Genomic DNA, 13,773 nt, shown 5'->3' with positions numbered 1-13,773 from the left:
CTGCTTGCCGCCGCGCGCGAAACGCTGGTGCCCGAAGGCTTGCTGGCTGGTTCAGGTCTTGAATCGGAGAGCCGCCCCAAGGTCTTGTTTCCAAACAATTCCTGAAGGGGCGGCGCTACTGTCTAGGCAAGGCGATGTCCGCCTTCGATATGCAGCGTCGTACCGGTCGCAAAGCCATTGCCCATCAGGAAGAAAATCGCGTCGGCGATATCGTCGGGATGGCCGATCCTGCCGACCGGCAGCCGCTCGGCCATCGCCGCAAGCGTCTCTGCCTTCCTGTCGCCCGCAACTTGCCCCCAGATCTCGGTGTCGACCCAGCCGGGCGAGACGGCGTTGACGCGGATCGGCGCGAGTTCCACCGCCAACGCCCGCACCAGCCCTTCGAGCGCGGCATTGACGGCGGCGACGACCGAGCCGCGCGGGGCCGGCCGGTAGGCTGCGATGCCGGAAACGAAGCTCATCGAGCCGCTCACCGCAAGCCGCGGCGCACCATGCTTGGCGAGCAGCAGCGGGCCGAAGAGCTTGCTGTCGACCACGCGTTGCGCAGCGTTCAGGTCAAGCTCCGGCAGTAGCCTATAGGCGCCTTCGATGTCGGCGGCGGTGCTGACGATATGGTCGAGGCCGCCGATCCCCGCAAACAAAGCCGCGACCTGGTCTTCTCGCGTGATGTCGACAGCGGCAATGTGGAGGCCTGCGGGATTGCCCAGCGCCTCGCGGGCCTGCCGCAGCCTGTCCTCGCGGCGCCCGGCGATGATGACTTCAGCGCCAGCCTCGACACAACGCCTGGCCAGGGCCAGGCCCATGCCGGAGCCGCCGCCGGCGATCAGGATTTTCTGGTTCGAAAGATGCATTTCGCTCTCTGCCTTTGCTGGATTGGGACAAGGGCAGGGGATTGGCAGGTCGATGCGGAAAGCGGAAACGGAACAAACCGATGGTGCTATCGGAGATGCCGATGGTTGGAGAGGGAGAGCTTGAGCGCCGTCCCTGGGACAAGCTGTTCCCGGCTCTACTCCCGCTCGGCACTCGCGAACACCACGAGATTCCCGTCGGGATCGCGCATGCGCATGATCCAGAAATGGTCGGCCTCCTCGATTGGGCCGGGCTCAAGCCCATTATCCACCAGTCTCTGTCGCTCCGGCGCCAGAGGCAGCACGCCGAGCGTCAGCGTCGAGGTGCCGGCTTTCTGCTTGTCCTCGAACAACTGTACTTCGGCACTGTCGGTGAATTGCCATTCGGCCAGCCCCGGCATCGGCCGCCGCAGCGGCGGCTTGCCGAAGAGTTTTTCGTACCAGCCGATGCTGGCTTCGAGGTCGGAGCAGCTGACATGGGCGAAAATGGTTTCGATTGCCATCAGGAAACCTCCATCGGACGGTGCACTCTTGCCGCAACGCGGCATTGGATGGCACGTTCCGCTGCTTCCTGGCTGCGTGCTCCATTGCTGACGAAAGCTGACGGTGGGCCATGCGATAATGCCGGGAATCGCACGATGACGGAGGCAACATGATGTTGATGCAGGCGACAACAATTCTAAACGGGCAGACCCGCTGATGCCGCCGGTCAAGGTCGATCCCGACAAGGTCAGGGAATTCCCCGACGCGGACAGTTTTTACGCCTGGCTCGGCCAGCACCATGCCACGGAAACCGAAGTGTGGATCAAGGTGCACAAGGTGGGGTCGGGACTGAAATCGATCCCGACGAAGGAAGCGATCGACGTCGTGCTGTGCTTCGGCTGGATCGACGCGGTGCGCAAGGGATTGGACGAGAACAGTTTCCTGCAGCGCTACACACCGCGCGGCAAAAAGAGCATCTGGAGCAAGATCAACGTCGACAATGTGGCGCGGCTGGTCGAGGAGGGCCGCATGACCGCGCATGGGCTGAGGGAGGTCGAGGCGGCCAAGGCCGACGGGCGCTGGGCGCGCGCCTATGGCAGCGGCAAGGAGATGAAAATCCCCGACGATCTGCAAGCGGCGATCGACGCCGAGCCGGCGGCGAAGGCGATGCTGGAAAAACTCAGCGCGCAGAACCGCTTCTCGCTTGCCTTCCGCACCCACAACATGAAGACCGAGGCTGGCCGCAAGAAGAAGATCGAGACCTTCGTGGCGATGCTGAAGCGCGGCGAGACGATCTATCCGCAAGGCAAGAAATAGGGGTCCTCGGGCGCGGGAATGCGGGTCGATGGCTCGGGCGGCAAGGGTGCCGACGATGCCATGAAGATATCGCCGCGGACGGCCTGTACAAGAAAGTCGAGGACTGTCGTCACACGCAACGGTATATTCCGGCGGGATGGGTAGACGACGTTGATCGGCAGGCGCGTCGGCGAAAAATCCGGCATCAGCTTGACCAGCCTGCCTGCTTCGATGTCCGCCCCGACCAGAATGTGGGAGAGCACCGCAAGCCCGGCTCCTCCCAGTGTCGCGCGATGAACGGCCATCGAATTGTTGGCGACAAGACGCGGCTCGATGCGCAGGACAACGTCGTCCGCTCCGCCTGAGAACGACCACGAACGGCCGTCGCCGGCACGGCTGTAGCAAATGCAGGCGTGATCCTTGATGTCTTGCGGCGTTCGCGGCGAGCCGCGTCCCTCGAGATAGCTTGGCGAGGCCACCAGAAAGGCTGTTGTCCAGCCGATCCGGCGGCACACCAGGCTGCTGTCGCCGGCCGGCCCGAGGCGCACCTCGAGATCGATCGCGTTGGCGATGAGGTCCGAAGGCTCGTCCCGAAAGATCAGCTCGACATCCAGCGCCGGATGGCTCTCCAGCAGCCCCGCGAGGCGGTCGCCGATGAACAGGCCGAGCGGCGTGGGCAGGCTCAGCCGCACTTTTCCGGAGACTGTTGCCGTTTCGGCGCCGCTGGCCTGGCCGAGCGCCTCGACCGCTTCGAGGACGCGCAGCGCCATAGGCAACATCTGTTCACCCTCCGCCGTCAAGGCGAGCGCGCTCGTCGTGCGGTGCAGAAGGCGCGTCTTGAGATGCGCTTCCAGCGCTGAGACCTGCCGCGACACTGCCGGCTGCGTCAGATCGAGGTCGAGCGCAGCCGCCGAGAAGGATTTTGTCTGCGCCACCCGCAGGAACGTTCTCAACGCCGATACGACGTCCATCCTCGCCCTCATACTTTTCGACATAAGCCTTATGTCCGCATCCTAGGCGGATGGCGCTTTACTGTCCAGATATTACGGATATTTATTATCCTTAAGGACATAAGATATCCTCAAAAAAGGAGAGACCATGACACAGCGCCTCAACGCCGCCCAGCAATCGCCTGAACTGTTCAAGAAGCTCCTCGATTTCAGCATGGCCGAGGCACACAGCGCCATCGAGGAGAAGACCCGCGACCTCGTCCACATCAGGGCATCCCAGATCAATGGCTGCGCCTTCTGCCTCGACATGCATGTGAAGGAAGCCACGATCCACGGCGAGAGCGAGTTGCGCCTCCATCATCTCGCCGTCTGGCGGGAATCACCCCTTTTCGTTCCTCGTGAGCGGGCTGCCCTTGCCTGGACCGAAGCCGTCACCAAGCTCGCCGAAGGCGGTATTCCGGACGAACTCTATGAGCGCGTGCGCGGGCAGCTTTCGGAAAAGGAGATCTCCGACCTGACCTTCTCGGTCATGGCCATCAACGCCTGGAACCGTGTCAGCGTCGCCTTCAAAACCGTGCCAGGCTCCGCGGACAAGCTCTACGGCCTCGACAAGGCTGGCCTGAACTAAAACCCTTCCTTTCGGCTGACCATCAATCGACGCGGCGCGAGATCTCGGCCGCAAACGGAGACCATCATGAAAATCGTCATCATCGGAGGCACCGGCCTCATCGGTTCCAAGACCACTGAACGCCTCCGCAAGCAGGGCAGCGAGGTGATCGCCGCCGCGCCGAACACCGGCGTCAACACCGTCACCGGCGAAGGCCTGCAGGAGGCACTCGAAGGCGCCGAAGTGGTGATCGACCTCGCCAACTCCCCGTCCTTCGAGGACAAGGCATCGATGGATTTCTTCACCACGTCAGGCCGCAACCTGCTCGCCGCCGGCAAGGCTGCGGGCGTCAGGCACCATATCGCGCTCTCGGTTGTCGGCACCGAACGCCTGCAGGACTGCGGCTATTTCCGCGCCAAGCTCGTCCAGGAAAATCTGATCAAGGCGTCCGGCATTCCCTACACCATCGTTCATTCGACGCAATTCATGGAGTTCCTGGCCGGCATCGCCAAGTCGGGCACGGTCGGCGAGGCCGTGCACCTGTCGCCGGCCTATGTACAGCCCATCGCGTCCGACGACGTCGCCGATGTGATGGCCGGGGTCGCGCTCGCCGCGCCGATCAACGGCATGATCGAGATCTCGGGGCCCGACCGTGTGCGGATGAGCGAACTCGTCGCCCGCTACCTCAAGGCTGTCGGCGATCCTCGCGAGGTCGTGGCCGATCCGGAGGCTCTACTTCGGCGCGAGGCTGAACGACACTTCGCTGGTCTCCGACGACAATCCGCGCCTTGGCCACATCACGTTGGAGCAGTGGTTCGCCGCCTCGGCGCGGAAATCACCGCCGGCAAACGCAGCGGCCTAGGCCCGGGATACCGCTCAATGGAAAAAGGAGTTTTCAAATGATCAAGTCAATCGTCGCCGCCCTCGTCGTGACGGCAGCCCTGGCCGGCCCGGCCGGCGCCACGCAAGCCCCTCGCACTGGCGAGAAGGCGGCCAAGGTCACCCTTGTCTATGAGCATGAACTGCCGAATGTTCCGGGCAAGAGCATCAAGGGCATCCTCGTCGAATATGGTCCCGGCGGTTACTCGCCGGCGCATACCCATCCGAGTTCGGCCTTCATCTATGCGACGGTTCTGGAAGGCTCGATCCGCAGCCAGGTCAATGACGACCCGGCCAAGGTCTACAAGGCCGGCGAGAGCTTTTCGGAGATGCCGGGCGATCGCCACAGCGTGAGCGAGAACGGCAGCAAGACGAAACCCGCAAAGCTGCTGGCTGTCTTCGTGGTCGATACCGCGCAGAAGGAACTGACCTATCCGGTCAAGAAGTAGGCGCAAGCGGCCGGACGCCATTCCTGGCGGCCGGCCCTGCCAGCAAATTCAATCCTGTCGGAGGACCCATGTTCGGCGATCATCTGGCTCTGGTCCTGATCAACCTTCTGGGGCTCGTCGGCATTGCCGTGTGGTATTTCCAGGGCCGTGGGCGGCCCATGGCGCGCCTGATCGTCCAGATCCTGTTCTTCGCCGGCATGACGGCGGTGCTCGGCTTCAGCGATATCCTGCCGCATTGGATGGGCGAGGCGGATCTACAAGGCTCTGGCGCATATCTGGCGAAGTCGGCGCGCGTCCTCTGGTGGACGCATCTTGCCTGGACGCTTGTCGGCTTTGTGCGCCTTTACATCGTTCTGGAGCACCGACCGCAAGAGGCGCGCCTGCTCCAGGACCTTGTCGTCGCCGCCATCTATCTCGGCGTGGCGCTGTCGATAACAGGCTTCGTCTTTGGCGCTCCCATCGGAACGCTGGCGGCAACGTCGGGCGTGGTTGCGATCATTGTCGGGCTTGCGCTGCAGAATACGCTTGGCGACGTCTTCTCCGGTATTGCGCTGACGCTGGGCCGACCCTTCACGCTCGGCGACTGGATCATGCTGAGCGACGGCACGGAAGGACGTGTCGTCGAGACAACTTGGCGTTCCACGCATCTGCTTACGGGTGCGAACAATATCGTCGTCCTGCCAAACAGCGTGTTGGCGAAGCTGAGCCTGACCAATCTCAGCCGTCCCGACGAGAGGCAGCAATTGACCCTGGCCGTGCGGCTTGCGGCCACGCACGCGCCGCACGTCATCGAGGAGGCCATGCATGCGGCTCTGCGGAACTGCCGACGGATCGTCAAGGAGCCGGCACCGCTTGTCGCGCTCAAGGAGATCGACGCGGCGGCCATCGGGATGGACCTGCTTTTTTGCGTCGCCGGTCCGGGCGACCGGTTGCTTGCGAGGAACGAGGTGATCGACCTTGTCCATCGTCATTGCGAGGCGAACGGCCTGTCGCTTGCGATGTCGCCCCAAAGCTACGCCATCATGCTGCCGGCGACGGCAGGCCAGCCGCTGACGCGGATCATGCGTTAATGCTCACCCGGCGCGCTCCAGCACCCATTCGAAGCTGTTTTTCCAGAGCTCCGCCGGAATCTCCTGCGCCAGCGCTTCGGTGAGGTCGGAAAGCCTGACACCGCGCAATTTTGCCCGCCAGGCTTCGTCGGCTTCCCACATGATGCGCGACACCGCGCAAGGGCCGCTTTCACAATAGCCCTGAGGGCGGCACGGGTTGTTTGCACGGATGTTGCTGCACACAAACGTACGCGCCTTGCCCTCCACCGCCTCCACTATGTCCAGGAAGGTCAGTTCGGCGGGTGTCCGTGCCAGCCGGTATCCACCCGAAGGGCCGAGCGTCGTATGAACGAGGCCTGCCTGCGACAGGCTTTGCAACGCCTTGGAAAGATATTCCTTGGGAAGGCCGTGGAATTCGGCAAGCGCCTTTGTGGAGAGATAGCGTCCCTCGGGCAGACCGGCGAGCATGGCGCAGCAGTGCAGTGCCCATTCGACTTGGCTTTTCAGGATCATCCACGGGTTCCGGGTCGATGGCGACCAACTCTATTAAGGATATGAAATATCCCTATTCTGCCATGGTGTAAACAGACAGGTTCTGGTGGGAGGGTTCAGCCGTTGTCGTCCCAAGGCGGCTTGTTGGCGCGATAGGCGCAACGGCGCTATCCCGGGGGCTGGAAGTACAGGGCCTAAGCGCCGGAATGCGGGTCGATGCCGTAGGGATGGACGGGGTAGCCGGGTCCGATGGCGCATCGTCTCCCGCTGACATGGCGGGTGGACGAAGGGCCGCATGGCGGCTACCTTTTCGAGCCCGCGATCAGATCGCGCGGCGCAACGGGTCGCCGGGAGTTGTGCTGTTGAGAAGTGTTGCTTCGTGGCTGATGGCGCTGATCATCATGGCCGTGGCCGCGTGTGTCGGGGCGGGCGCCGCCGTCGCCCAGACACAAACGCCCGCCGACCTGCCTTTGCCGTCGGACGTGGCATCGAAGGACATATCGGTCGGAATGAAGGTCGCGCCGCCCTTCGCCTTCAAGCTGCAGGACGGCACCTGGTCCGGATTGAGCATCGACCTCTGGCAGAAAATAGCCGGGCGGCTCAACCTGCGCTTCCACTATGTCGAAGTGCCTGGCGTGCAGGACCAGATCGATGGCGTTGTCGGCGGCAAGTTCGATGTGGCGATGGCCGCGATCACGGTCACGGCCGACCGCGAAAAGACTGTCGACTTCACGCAGCCCTTTTTCACGACCGGGCTCGGCATCGCCACACCGCTCAACAGCCAGCCGTCGTGGCGGCCGATTTTGCGCGCGCTGACCTCGTTCGGCTTCCTGCAGGCGGTGCTGGCGCTGATCATCATCTCGGTCGTGGTCGGCGTGCTGATCTGGATGTTCGAACGCCGCCACAATGACGATTTCGGCGGCGGCGTTGCCAAGGGCCTGTTTTCCAGCATGTGGTGGTCGACGATTGCCGCGACCCAGGCCAGCACCGGCGATTTCGGTCCGCGAACCGTGCCGGGACGCGTGCTCGCCGCGCTCTGGATGATGGGATCGATCATCGCCATCGCGGTGTTCACCGCGGGCGTCACATCGGTGCTGACCGTGACGCAGATGGAAGGCATGGTGCAGGGCGAAAGCGACCTCGGCACGGTCAGGGTCGGCGCCGTGCGGAATTCCTCGACCGCGTCCTATCTGGATTCGACCCATATCCGGCATCAGGACTTTGCCACCGTCCAGCAGGGCCTGGACACGCTGCGCGCCGGCAAGATCGATGCGCTGGTCCACGACAAGCCGCTGCTTGGCTGGCTGGTCGGACAGAACTATGGCGCGAGCCTGCAGGTCCTCGACGCGACGTTCGACCAGCAGCAATATGCCATCGCACTGCCGCTCGGCAGCCGGCTGCGCAAGCCGCTCGATGTCGCCCTGCTGCAAACCTTGGAAAGCGACTGGTGGAAACAGGCCGTCTTCCATTATCTGGGCGAGAAATAGGCTGTCGGCATGAGAAGGGCGGACCGCTCGCGGCATTGCGCGCAAGAAAAGCCGCCCTTTTTTAGGACTGGTTTTCTGGGATGATGGCTGCCGTCACTGGTTGAGGTCGACTGGTGTCACACCAAGCAGCTTCAGGGCGTTGGCGTAAGTCCGGATCCCTTGCGCCTGCTTGCTCTCGGCACAGAACCGGTTCGCCCTGTCCTGCAGTGCCGTCGCCTGCGCGATCTGGCTCGCACTGGCGCCGGGTTCGGCCTTGGTCCGGATGGCGCCGTCGAGCTGAAGACCGAGCCGGCTGCAATATTCGCTGCGGGTGACCGCCGCCTCCGCGCCCGACTGCGCGACGGAAAGCATGGCAAGCGACAGGCCTGTCAGGGCACCCATCCATCCGGCCGAACGTCGTTGCATTGCAGGCGAGATCCCGTTTCGTTGTCTGGCGGCCGCAGCCCGGCCGCCACGGGATGGTTATCGCAGACGATCTTTTCGCCAGTTTTTCCCGGATGTTGAATCTTGTTTCTGAAGTGTGTCTGGAGGCCGGGTTCACACTTCGTCGGCGTCGAACAGCAGCATCGTCAGATCGTCGTCGCCTGGGGCCAATATCCGCCGGTCGGCGGCACAGGCAACGCCGACTTCGCTGGCGAACGCGGCACGGATGTCGTCGAGACTGTCGAAATACAATGTCCCCACCAGATACGGCATCTCGCCCGCCGAAAGCTTGACGATCGGCCGCCTGCTGACATCGTAGCGCCGCAGGCCGGGAAGCTTTTTGGCCAGCGGTATATGAACGTCGAAATAGTGCCGGTCGAAGGCGGCCGGATCGGCCGGGGTTTTGTAGATCACGAGCATCTTGGCCATTGCCATGGTCCTGTCCTGTTGGCGTTGCTGGTCGGGCCGTGCGGGCCGCCGCGCCAAAGTCGTTCGACGAAGGTGGATTTCGACAAGCGAATGATTTTTGCCTGCGCGGCTGGAAAGCCGACCTTGGGCGGCCTATCGGCGCGCCCCCGTTCGCGCATACCCGCTGCGGCGCTTCTGCCTCTTCCCCCGGCACCGTCATTCGCGTAAGGGCGCGGGCAAATCCCTTCCATTCGGCTTGAGCCTCCCGGAACTATCATGATCAGACTTGAAAACATCGGCAAGCAGAATGGCCGTCAGCTTGTCTTCATCGAGGCGTCGGCCTCGCTGCAGAAGGGCGAGAAGATCGGCCTTGTCGGGCCCAACGGCGCCGGCAAGACGACTTTGTTTCGCATGATCACCGGCCAGGAGCACCCCGACGAGGGCCAGGTGCAGGTCGATCGCGGCGTCACCATCGGCTATTTCAGCCAGGATGTCGGCGACATGGCGGGCCACAGCGCGGTGGCCGAGGTGATGAACGGCGCCGGACCGGTGAGCGAGGTGGCGGCCGAGATGGCGGAGCTCGAGGCCGCGATGGCCGATCCCGACCAGGCCGACCGGATGGACGAGATCATCGAAAAATATGGCGAGGCGCAGCACCGCTTCGAGGAGCTCGACGGCTATGCGCTCGACGGACGCGCGCGCGAAGTGCTCGACGGTCTCGGCTTTTCCCAGGAGATGATGGACGGCGATGTCGGCAAGCTGTCGGGCGGCTGGAAGATGCGCGTGGCGCTGGCCCGCATCCTTTTGATGCGGCCCGACGTCATGCTGCTCGACGAGCCGTCGAACCATCTCGACCTGGAAAGCCTGATCTGGCTTGAGCAGTTTTTGAAGGGCTATGACGGCGCGCTGCTGATGACCTCGCACGACCGCGAGTTCATGAACCGCATCGTCAACAAGATCGTCGAGATCGATGCCGGTTCGCTCACCGCCTACTCCGGCAATTATGAATTCTACCAGCAGCAGCGGGCGATCGCCGACAAGCAGCAGCAGGCGCAGTTCGAGCGCCAGCAGGCCATGCTGGCCAAGGAGATCGCCTTCATCGAGCGCTTCAAGGCGCGCGCTTCCCATGCCGCGCAGGTGCAGAGCCGGGTGAAGAAGCTCGACAAGATCGACCGCGTCGAGCCGCCCAAGCGCCGCCAGGTGGTGAATTTCGAGTTCCAGCCGGCGCCGCGCTGCGGCGAGGATGTCGTGACCTTGAAGAACGTGCACAAGGCCTATGGCAGCCGCACCATCTATGAAGGGCTCGATTTTCAGGTCCGCCGCCGCGAACGCTGGTGCATCATGGGCGTCAACGGCGCGGGGAAATCGACGCTGTTGAAGCTGGTGGCCGGCGCCTCCGACCCCGACACCGGCACGGTCGCGCGGGGGCCGAGCGTGAAAATGGGCTATTTCGCCCAGCACGCCATGGAGTTGCTCGAAGGCGAGCGCACCGTGTTCCAGACGTTGGAAGACAATTTTCCGCAGGCCGGCCAGGCGCCGCTACGGGCACTTGCCGGCTGTTTCGGCTTTTCCGGCGACGAGATCGAGAAGAAATGCCGGGTGCTGTCGGGCGGCGAGAAGGCGCGGCTGGTGATGGCGCTGATGCTGTTCGACCCGCCCAACCTGCTGGTGCTGGACGAGCCGACCAACCACCTCGACATCACCACCAAGCAGATGCTGATCGAGGCGCTGTCGCAGTATGAAGGTACGATGCTGTTCGTCTCGCACGACCGGCACTTCTTGGCCGCCCTGTCGAACCGGGTGCTGGAGCTGACGCCCGAAGGCATCCACACCTATGGCGGCGGCTACACCGAATATGTCGAGCGCACCGGACAGGAAGCGCCGGGCCTGCGGAGCTGAGCGGGTAGGGGGCGGGCGCCGTTCTCCGAAACGGGGCCTAAAGCAGTCCGTGTTTCCTGAATTCGGCCTGCTCGTCCCCGCTGATCCAGCCGAACACCTTGAGCTTGCCGTCACGCCTTTCCAGGAGATAACTGACCTCGAAATCAATGGTAATGAGCGCCGCCTTCTTGTTCTGGTACTCTCCGGCCCATTGCACCTTTGCCACGCAGTGGTTTCGATCGATCGGCGTCACGGACACGTCCTTGCACGTCATCTTCCTGGCGCCGATTGTCCTGTAGCCCTCGAAGCCCTTCTTCATGATTTCGATCAGTTGCTTGCCGTTTTCGCCGGCCATGACCGCGCCAGGGGTGACGGAGATGAAGGCGGACGAATAGATGTCGGCGACATCCTTCAAATCGGCTTCGGGCAACAGCGCGTCATTGTAGAATTCCGCATAGGCCGCGAAGAATTTCGCGACCTCGGTTTCGGCGATCATCGTCTTGCTCTCCCCTGAACCGCCGGTTCGCTGTTTCACAAAACGGTGAACAGCTCGACGCAATTCCGGACGGGAAAGGACGCTCCTATCTCAGCGAGATGGCCAGCCCGCTCAGGTCGGCGTTGACCTGCAGGCCCACCTGTTTGCCCGTGAGTTGGAGCTGGGCGCCCTTGTCGTTTGTCATCACGATCACCTGGGCGCCTTTGCCGAGCGTGCCGCCGCCGCCGGCCGCGCCGTAGACGCCGGTCACGTCCCGCGCGCGCCTGATGTGGCGCACGGTGCCGCGGAAATAGGTCTTGGAGACGCCGAAGGCGAGGCCGCCCGAGACGCCGCCGATCGAGATGGGATAGCTTTTACCATGGAAGGTGAACGTCCCTTCGCCACCGGAGCCGCCGACGAAGAACGCCGCCTTGTAGACGGAGAAACGGATCGTGCCGCTGTCGGCATGCGCGGCGCTGGCCAAGCTGACGCCCACGGTGGCGATGGCGGCAACGGCGATTGAACGAAATCCGGATGAAATTTTCATGACGAGAGCTCCTCAAAGATCGCCGCTTATCCATCGGCCTGGTACGACGCATATCAAAGTCTTAGCAGAACAGTCTTGCCCCGGCTTTGGTTCCAAGCACAACTTTTCGTTTCGATCCAATCGCGGCTTTTGGATGACTGACGACGGATGACCGTTTCTGGCGCAAACCAGACATCGTGTCCGAACACATTTTCGCTATCGACACACAGCGGTCGATTTTCGTAAAGGGCGAATGGCGGTGTTGGCCGGCGACCTGCCCATCGGGCCATGTCCTTGTGGGGTGGGAGTTCCGTGTGCTGTCCACAAAGGTTGGGAAAGGCTTCGGGATGAGAATTGCGATGGGGCTTGCAATGTCCGCGTTGGCCGCGACGATGGCTGGATGCGCGACCTCTCCGGTCGACTATGGAGCCTCGCTTTCGCAGCAGGACCAGAAATGGGCGACGCCGCAATGCCAGCAAGCCCGGGCGGCGGCTTCGGACTACGCGGTCCGCGAAAAAACGCATCCGGGCTGGGAATTCGTCGCCCTTGGCCCCTATGGATTGGGAATCATAGCGGCCACCAAGGAGCAGGAGCAGAAGCAGCGAAAGCGGCTCGCCCGCGACGTGCATCTGCAATGTTCGAGCCTGCCGCTGCCGCAGGAATTGCAGGGCGACCTGGGGCCTGCCGGCCCAGACAAGGCGAAATATCCATAACCGGGAACGAGTGCGGATACGATCCTCGACGGAAAATCGTTACGTTTTCCTGCGCTAGCGCAGGAGTCCTTCCGCCTCGAACGTGTCCCAGCCTTCGAGCTTTGGCGCATCGTCAGAGCCCGAATTTCTGGTCTTGCGGGCGTTGCCCGACCGCTTGCCGGCTCGCGTCAGTGCGGCCTTGCCGGCGGCGCGCCGTCTGTTCTCGGACGCTTCCTTCGCATCTTCCTCCCGCCAGGCGGTCGCCAGGTCACGGTCGAGAACGTCCTCGATGTGCCGTGGATCGAAGACGTGGAAGGTCACGGCCTTGGATCGCCCGCGCATCTTCACGGTGCGCGTGCCGATGCTTTTCAGGCGACCATCCCTGAGCCATTTGTGGCGCTCGCGTGAGGAAATGGTGAGAATGTCCTCGGCCTCGCGCGGCAGCACGGCCAGCGCTTCGATCCCTTCCAGTGTCCTGGCAATGGTTGCCGAGGCGGCCCGAAACGCATCCGCGTCGGTCTGCACCATGCGCAACACGATGCGGCCTGTCTCGGCCTTGGCGAATTTCCTCACCGTCCAAGGCAGCCTGGCCCGAACCTCGCGTTCGATCCCCTTCAAGCGCATGGAGGACCCCAGTGTCGCCGACGGCGGGAGCGGCCATTCGGCGACCATTGACGCGGTACCCGTGCCTTGCTCGGATGCGCGACCAGCGTTCTTCGCGATTGCCGCCGCGATGCCGCTCAGGATGTTCCGCAGGGGGCCGCGCTGCTTGGCTGCAGTTTTCATGTCTCATTTTCGCTCATCAGATGCCTGCCGTGGAACGATCATTCGCACAACAGACAACCGAAATCAGGCTCAATCAGTTCCCTGGCCATGCGCATTCCCGAGGCGCTGATCACACTTCTCCTCGTCCCATCGACGCCCGATCGACCCTTGGAATGCACTTGGTCCGAGTCGGCGGGCGATCCTATTAACTTGAGGCGGTGTGTTGAGGGAGGGCGCCCTGGACTGCGCGGCCAGCGATAAGCAAGAAATCCGGTGCCGCTTTTGGCAAACACATCGTCCGCTGTTCCAGGATAATGTGCTGGCTGAATAAGCTTGAGACAAGACGGTTTCGAACAACAATGGCCAGGCGGTTTGCGTTTCTCTTGGTTCGCGACTTCACCCTGTCGCCGCTGTCGCTGTTCATCGACACGCTGCGGCTGGCGGGCGACGAAGGTGACCGCAGCCGCAGGATAGAGTTCGACTGGGAGATCGTCGGCGAACGCGGCCTGCCGATCCGGGCGAGTTGCGGCGTCGAATTGCTGCCGACCGGGGGGATCGGCAATCCGG

At 63.0% G+C, this 13,773-nt stretch carries 16 protein-coding genes and 2 pseudogenes; 9 read left to right on the top strand and 9 right to left on the bottom strand.

Annotated features, from left to right (window positions below; translation table 11 throughout):
* Positions 1-122: 122 nt before the first annotated feature.
* Together EOA36_RS11000 and EOA36_RS10995 are read right to left on the bottom strand one after the other, a co-directional pair.
* Positions 123-851, bottom strand: a complete 729-nt coding sequence (locus EOA36_RS11000; RefSeq protein WP_127277676.1) for an SDR family oxidoreductase — start codon at positions 849-851, stop codon at positions 123-125.
* Positions 852-1,006: 155 nt separating this feature from the next.
* Positions 1,007-1,351 (bottom strand): VOC family protein, encoded by a 345-nt coding sequence (locus tag EOA36_RS10995; protein WP_127277675.1) that lies wholly within the window; start codon positions 1,349-1,351, stop codon positions 1,007-1,009.
* A 196-nt stretch (positions 1,352-1,547) separates the two neighbouring features.
* Here EOA36_RS10995 and EOA36_RS10990 point away from each other — a divergent pair, with 196 nt between their 5' ends.
* The gene (locus EOA36_RS10990) at positions 1,548-2,147 is read left to right on the top strand and encodes a YdeI family protein (protein WP_127277674.1); all 600 of its coding nucleotides are present in this window, start codon (positions 1,548-1,550) and stop codon (positions 2,145-2,147) included.
* Here EOA36_RS10990 and EOA36_RS10985 read toward each other — a convergent pair.
* Entirely contained in the window at positions 2,126-3,097 is a 972-nt protein-coding gene (locus EOA36_RS10985) for a LysR family transcriptional regulator (protein WP_127277673.1), read from the bottom strand. The genes EOA36_RS10990 and EOA36_RS10985 overlap by 22 nt on opposite strands.
* 127 nt (positions 3,098-3,224) lie before the next feature.
* On the opposite strand from EOA36_RS10985, the gene EOA36_RS10980 reads away from it, so the two are divergent.
* The 4 genes and pseudogenes from EOA36_RS10980 (at position 3,225) to EOA36_RS10965 (ending at position 6,081) form a co-directional block, all read left to right on the top strand.
* Positions 3,225-3,704 carry a carboxymuconolactone decarboxylase family protein gene (locus EOA36_RS10980; protein ID WP_127277672.1) on the top strand — a complete coding sequence of 160 codons (480 nt, stop codon included), beginning with the start codon at positions 3,225-3,227 and terminating at the stop codon, positions 3,702-3,704.
* A gap of 66 nt (positions 3,705-3,770) precedes the next feature.
* Positions 3,771-4,545 (top strand): annotated as a pseudogene (locus tag EOA36_RS10975) (SDR family oxidoreductase).
* Positions 4,546-4,582: 37 nt separating this feature from the next.
* Positions 4,583-5,011 (top strand): cupin domain-containing protein, encoded by a 429-nt coding sequence (locus EOA36_RS10970; RefSeq protein WP_127277671.1) that lies wholly within the window; start codon positions 4,583-4,585, stop codon positions 5,009-5,011.
* A gap of 68 nt (positions 5,012-5,079) precedes the next feature.
* Entirely contained in the window at positions 5,080-6,081 is a 1,002-nt protein-coding gene (locus EOA36_RS10965; RefSeq protein WP_127277670.1) for a mechanosensitive ion channel family protein, read from the top strand.
* A 3-nt stretch (positions 6,082-6,084) separates the two neighbouring features.
* Here EOA36_RS10965 and EOA36_RS10960 read toward each other — a convergent pair whose 3' ends face one another.
* Positions 6,085-6,573, bottom strand: a complete 489-nt coding sequence (locus tag EOA36_RS10960; protein ID WP_127277669.1) for an Rrf2 family transcriptional regulator — start codon at positions 6,571-6,573, stop codon at positions 6,085-6,087.
* A gap of 341 nt (positions 6,574-6,914) precedes the next feature.
* Here EOA36_RS10960 and EOA36_RS10955 point away from each other — a divergent pair, with 341 nt between their 5' ends.
* Positions 6,915-8,039 carry a transporter substrate-binding domain-containing protein gene (locus tag EOA36_RS10955; protein ID WP_245464317.1) on the top strand — a complete coding sequence of 375 codons (1,125 nt, stop codon included), beginning with the start codon at positions 6,915-6,917 and terminating at the stop codon, positions 8,037-8,039.
* 93 nt (positions 8,040-8,132) lie between these two features.
* On the opposite strand, the gene EOA36_RS10950 is transcribed toward EOA36_RS10955, so the two are convergent.
* The gene (locus EOA36_RS10950; RefSeq protein ID WP_127277668.1) at positions 8,133-8,420 is read right to left on the bottom strand and encodes a hypothetical protein; all 288 of its coding nucleotides are present in this window, start codon (positions 8,418-8,420) and stop codon (positions 8,133-8,135) included.
* Positions 8,421-8,576: 156 nt separating this feature from the next.
* Positions 8,577-8,891, bottom strand: coding sequence for an EthD family reductase (locus EOA36_RS10945; RefSeq protein WP_015316871.1), 315 nt, complete (start codon positions 8,889-8,891; stop codon positions 8,577-8,579).
* A 255-nt stretch (positions 8,892-9,146) separates the two neighbouring features.
* Between EOA36_RS10945 and EOA36_RS10940 the strand changes: the two genes are divergently transcribed.
* Positions 9,147-10,769 (top strand): ABC-F family ATP-binding cassette domain-containing protein, encoded by a 1,623-nt coding sequence (locus EOA36_RS10940; RefSeq protein WP_127277667.1) that lies wholly within the window; start codon positions 9,147-9,149, stop codon positions 10,767-10,769.
* A gap of 37 nt (positions 10,770-10,806) precedes the next feature.
* Here EOA36_RS10940 and EOA36_RS10935 read toward each other — a convergent pair whose 3' ends face one another.
* Together EOA36_RS10935 and EOA36_RS10930 are read right to left on the bottom strand one after the other, a co-directional pair.
* Positions 10,807-11,244, bottom strand: coding sequence for a nuclear transport factor 2 family protein (locus EOA36_RS10935; protein WP_127277666.1), 438 nt, complete (start codon positions 11,242-11,244; stop codon positions 10,807-10,809).
* Between the two features lie 85 nt (positions 11,245-11,329).
* Positions 11,330-11,770, bottom strand: a complete 441-nt coding sequence (locus EOA36_RS10930; protein ID WP_127277665.1) for a hypothetical protein — start codon at positions 11,768-11,770, stop codon at positions 11,330-11,332.
* Between the two features lie 326 nt (positions 11,771-12,096).
* Here EOA36_RS10930 and EOA36_RS10925 point away from each other — a divergent pair, with 326 nt between their 5' ends.
* Positions 12,097-12,462: a hypothetical protein gene (locus EOA36_RS10925; protein ID WP_127277664.1), complete on the top strand. Its 366-nt coding sequence runs from the start codon at positions 12,097-12,099 to the stop codon at positions 12,460-12,462.
* Between the two features lie 54 nt (positions 12,463-12,516).
* On the opposite strand, the gene EOA36_RS10920 is transcribed toward EOA36_RS10925, so the two are convergent.
* Positions 12,517-13,227 (bottom strand): hypothetical protein, encoded by a 711-nt coding sequence (locus EOA36_RS10920; RefSeq protein WP_127277663.1) that lies wholly within the window; start codon positions 13,225-13,227, stop codon positions 12,517-12,519.
* 338 nt (positions 13,228-13,565) lie between these two features.
* On the opposite strand from EOA36_RS10920, the pseudogene EOA36_RS10915 reads away from it, so the two are divergent.
* Positions 13,566-13,773, top strand: a pseudogene (locus EOA36_RS10915) (GlxA family transcriptional regulator); the annotation flags it as partial.

Origin of the sequence: Mesorhizobium sp. M8A.F.Ca.ET.021.01.1.1, from assembly GCF_003998025.1 — a bacterium.
In the GTDB taxonomy this organism is placed as follows: Bacteria; Pseudomonadota; Alphaproteobacteria; order Rhizobiales; family Rhizobiaceae; genus Mesorhizobium.
Note: the sequence above shows the minus strand (reverse complement) of the source record. Positions and strands in the feature narration are given on the sequence as shown.

What these genes read in the sequence shown, in the direction of transcription:
- EOA36_RS10930 (WP_127277665.1), bottom strand. Translation starts at nt 11,770, where the DNA reads ATGAAAATTTCATCCGGATTTCGTTCAATCGCCGTTGCCGCCATCGCC.
- EOA36_RS10965 (WP_127277670.1), top strand. Translation starts at nt 5,080, where the DNA reads ATGTTCGGCGATCATCTGGCTCTGGTCCTGATCAACCTTCTGGGGCTC.
- EOA36_RS10945 (WP_015316871.1), bottom strand. Translation starts at nt 8,891, where the DNA reads ATGGCCAAGATGCTCGTGATCTACAAAACCCCGGCCGATCCGGCCGCC.
- EOA36_RS10990 (WP_127277674.1), top strand. Translation starts at nt 1,548, where the DNA reads ATGCCGCCGGTCAAGGTCGATCCCGACAAGGTCAGGGAATTCCCCGAC.
- EOA36_RS10995 (WP_127277675.1), bottom strand. Translation starts at nt 1,351, where the DNA reads ATGGCAATCGAAACCATTTTCGCCCATGTCAGCTGCTCCGACCTCGAA.
- EOA36_RS10950 (WP_127277668.1), bottom strand. Translation starts at nt 8,420, where the DNA reads ATGGGTGCCCTGACAGGCCTGTCGCTTGCCATGCTTTCCGTCGCGCAG.
- EOA36_RS10970 (WP_127277671.1), top strand. Translation starts at nt 4,583, where the DNA reads ATGATCAAGTCAATCGTCGCCGCCCTCGTCGTGACGGCAGCCCTGGCC.
- EOA36_RS10925 (WP_127277664.1), top strand. Translation starts at nt 12,097, where the DNA reads ATGAGAATTGCGATGGGGCTTGCAATGTCCGCGTTGGCCGCGACGATG.
- EOA36_RS10985 (WP_127277673.1), bottom strand. Translation starts at nt 3,097, where the DNA reads ATGGACGTCGTATCGGCGTTGAGAACGTTCCTGCGGGTGGCGCAGACA.
- EOA36_RS10940 (WP_127277667.1), top strand. Translation starts at nt 9,147, where the DNA reads ATGATCAGACTTGAAAACATCGGCAAGCAGAATGGCCGTCAGCTTGTC.
- EOA36_RS11000 (WP_127277676.1), bottom strand. Translation starts at nt 851, where the DNA reads ATGCATCTTTCGAACCAGAAAATCCTGATCGCCGGCGGCGGCTCCGGC.
- EOA36_RS10980 (WP_127277672.1), top strand. Translation starts at nt 3,225, where the DNA reads ATGACACAGCGCCTCAACGCCGCCCAGCAATCGCCTGAACTGTTCAAG.
- EOA36_RS10920 (WP_127277663.1), bottom strand. Translation starts at nt 13,227, where the DNA reads ATGAAAACTGCAGCCAAGCAGCGCGGCCCCCTGCGGAACATCCTGAGC.
- EOA36_RS10960 (WP_127277669.1), bottom strand. Translation starts at nt 6,573, where the DNA reads ATGATCCTGAAAAGCCAAGTCGAATGGGCACTGCACTGCTGCGCCATG.
- EOA36_RS10935 (WP_127277666.1), bottom strand. Translation starts at nt 11,244, where the DNA reads ATGATCGCCGAAACCGAGGTCGCGAAATTCTTCGCGGCCTATGCGGAA.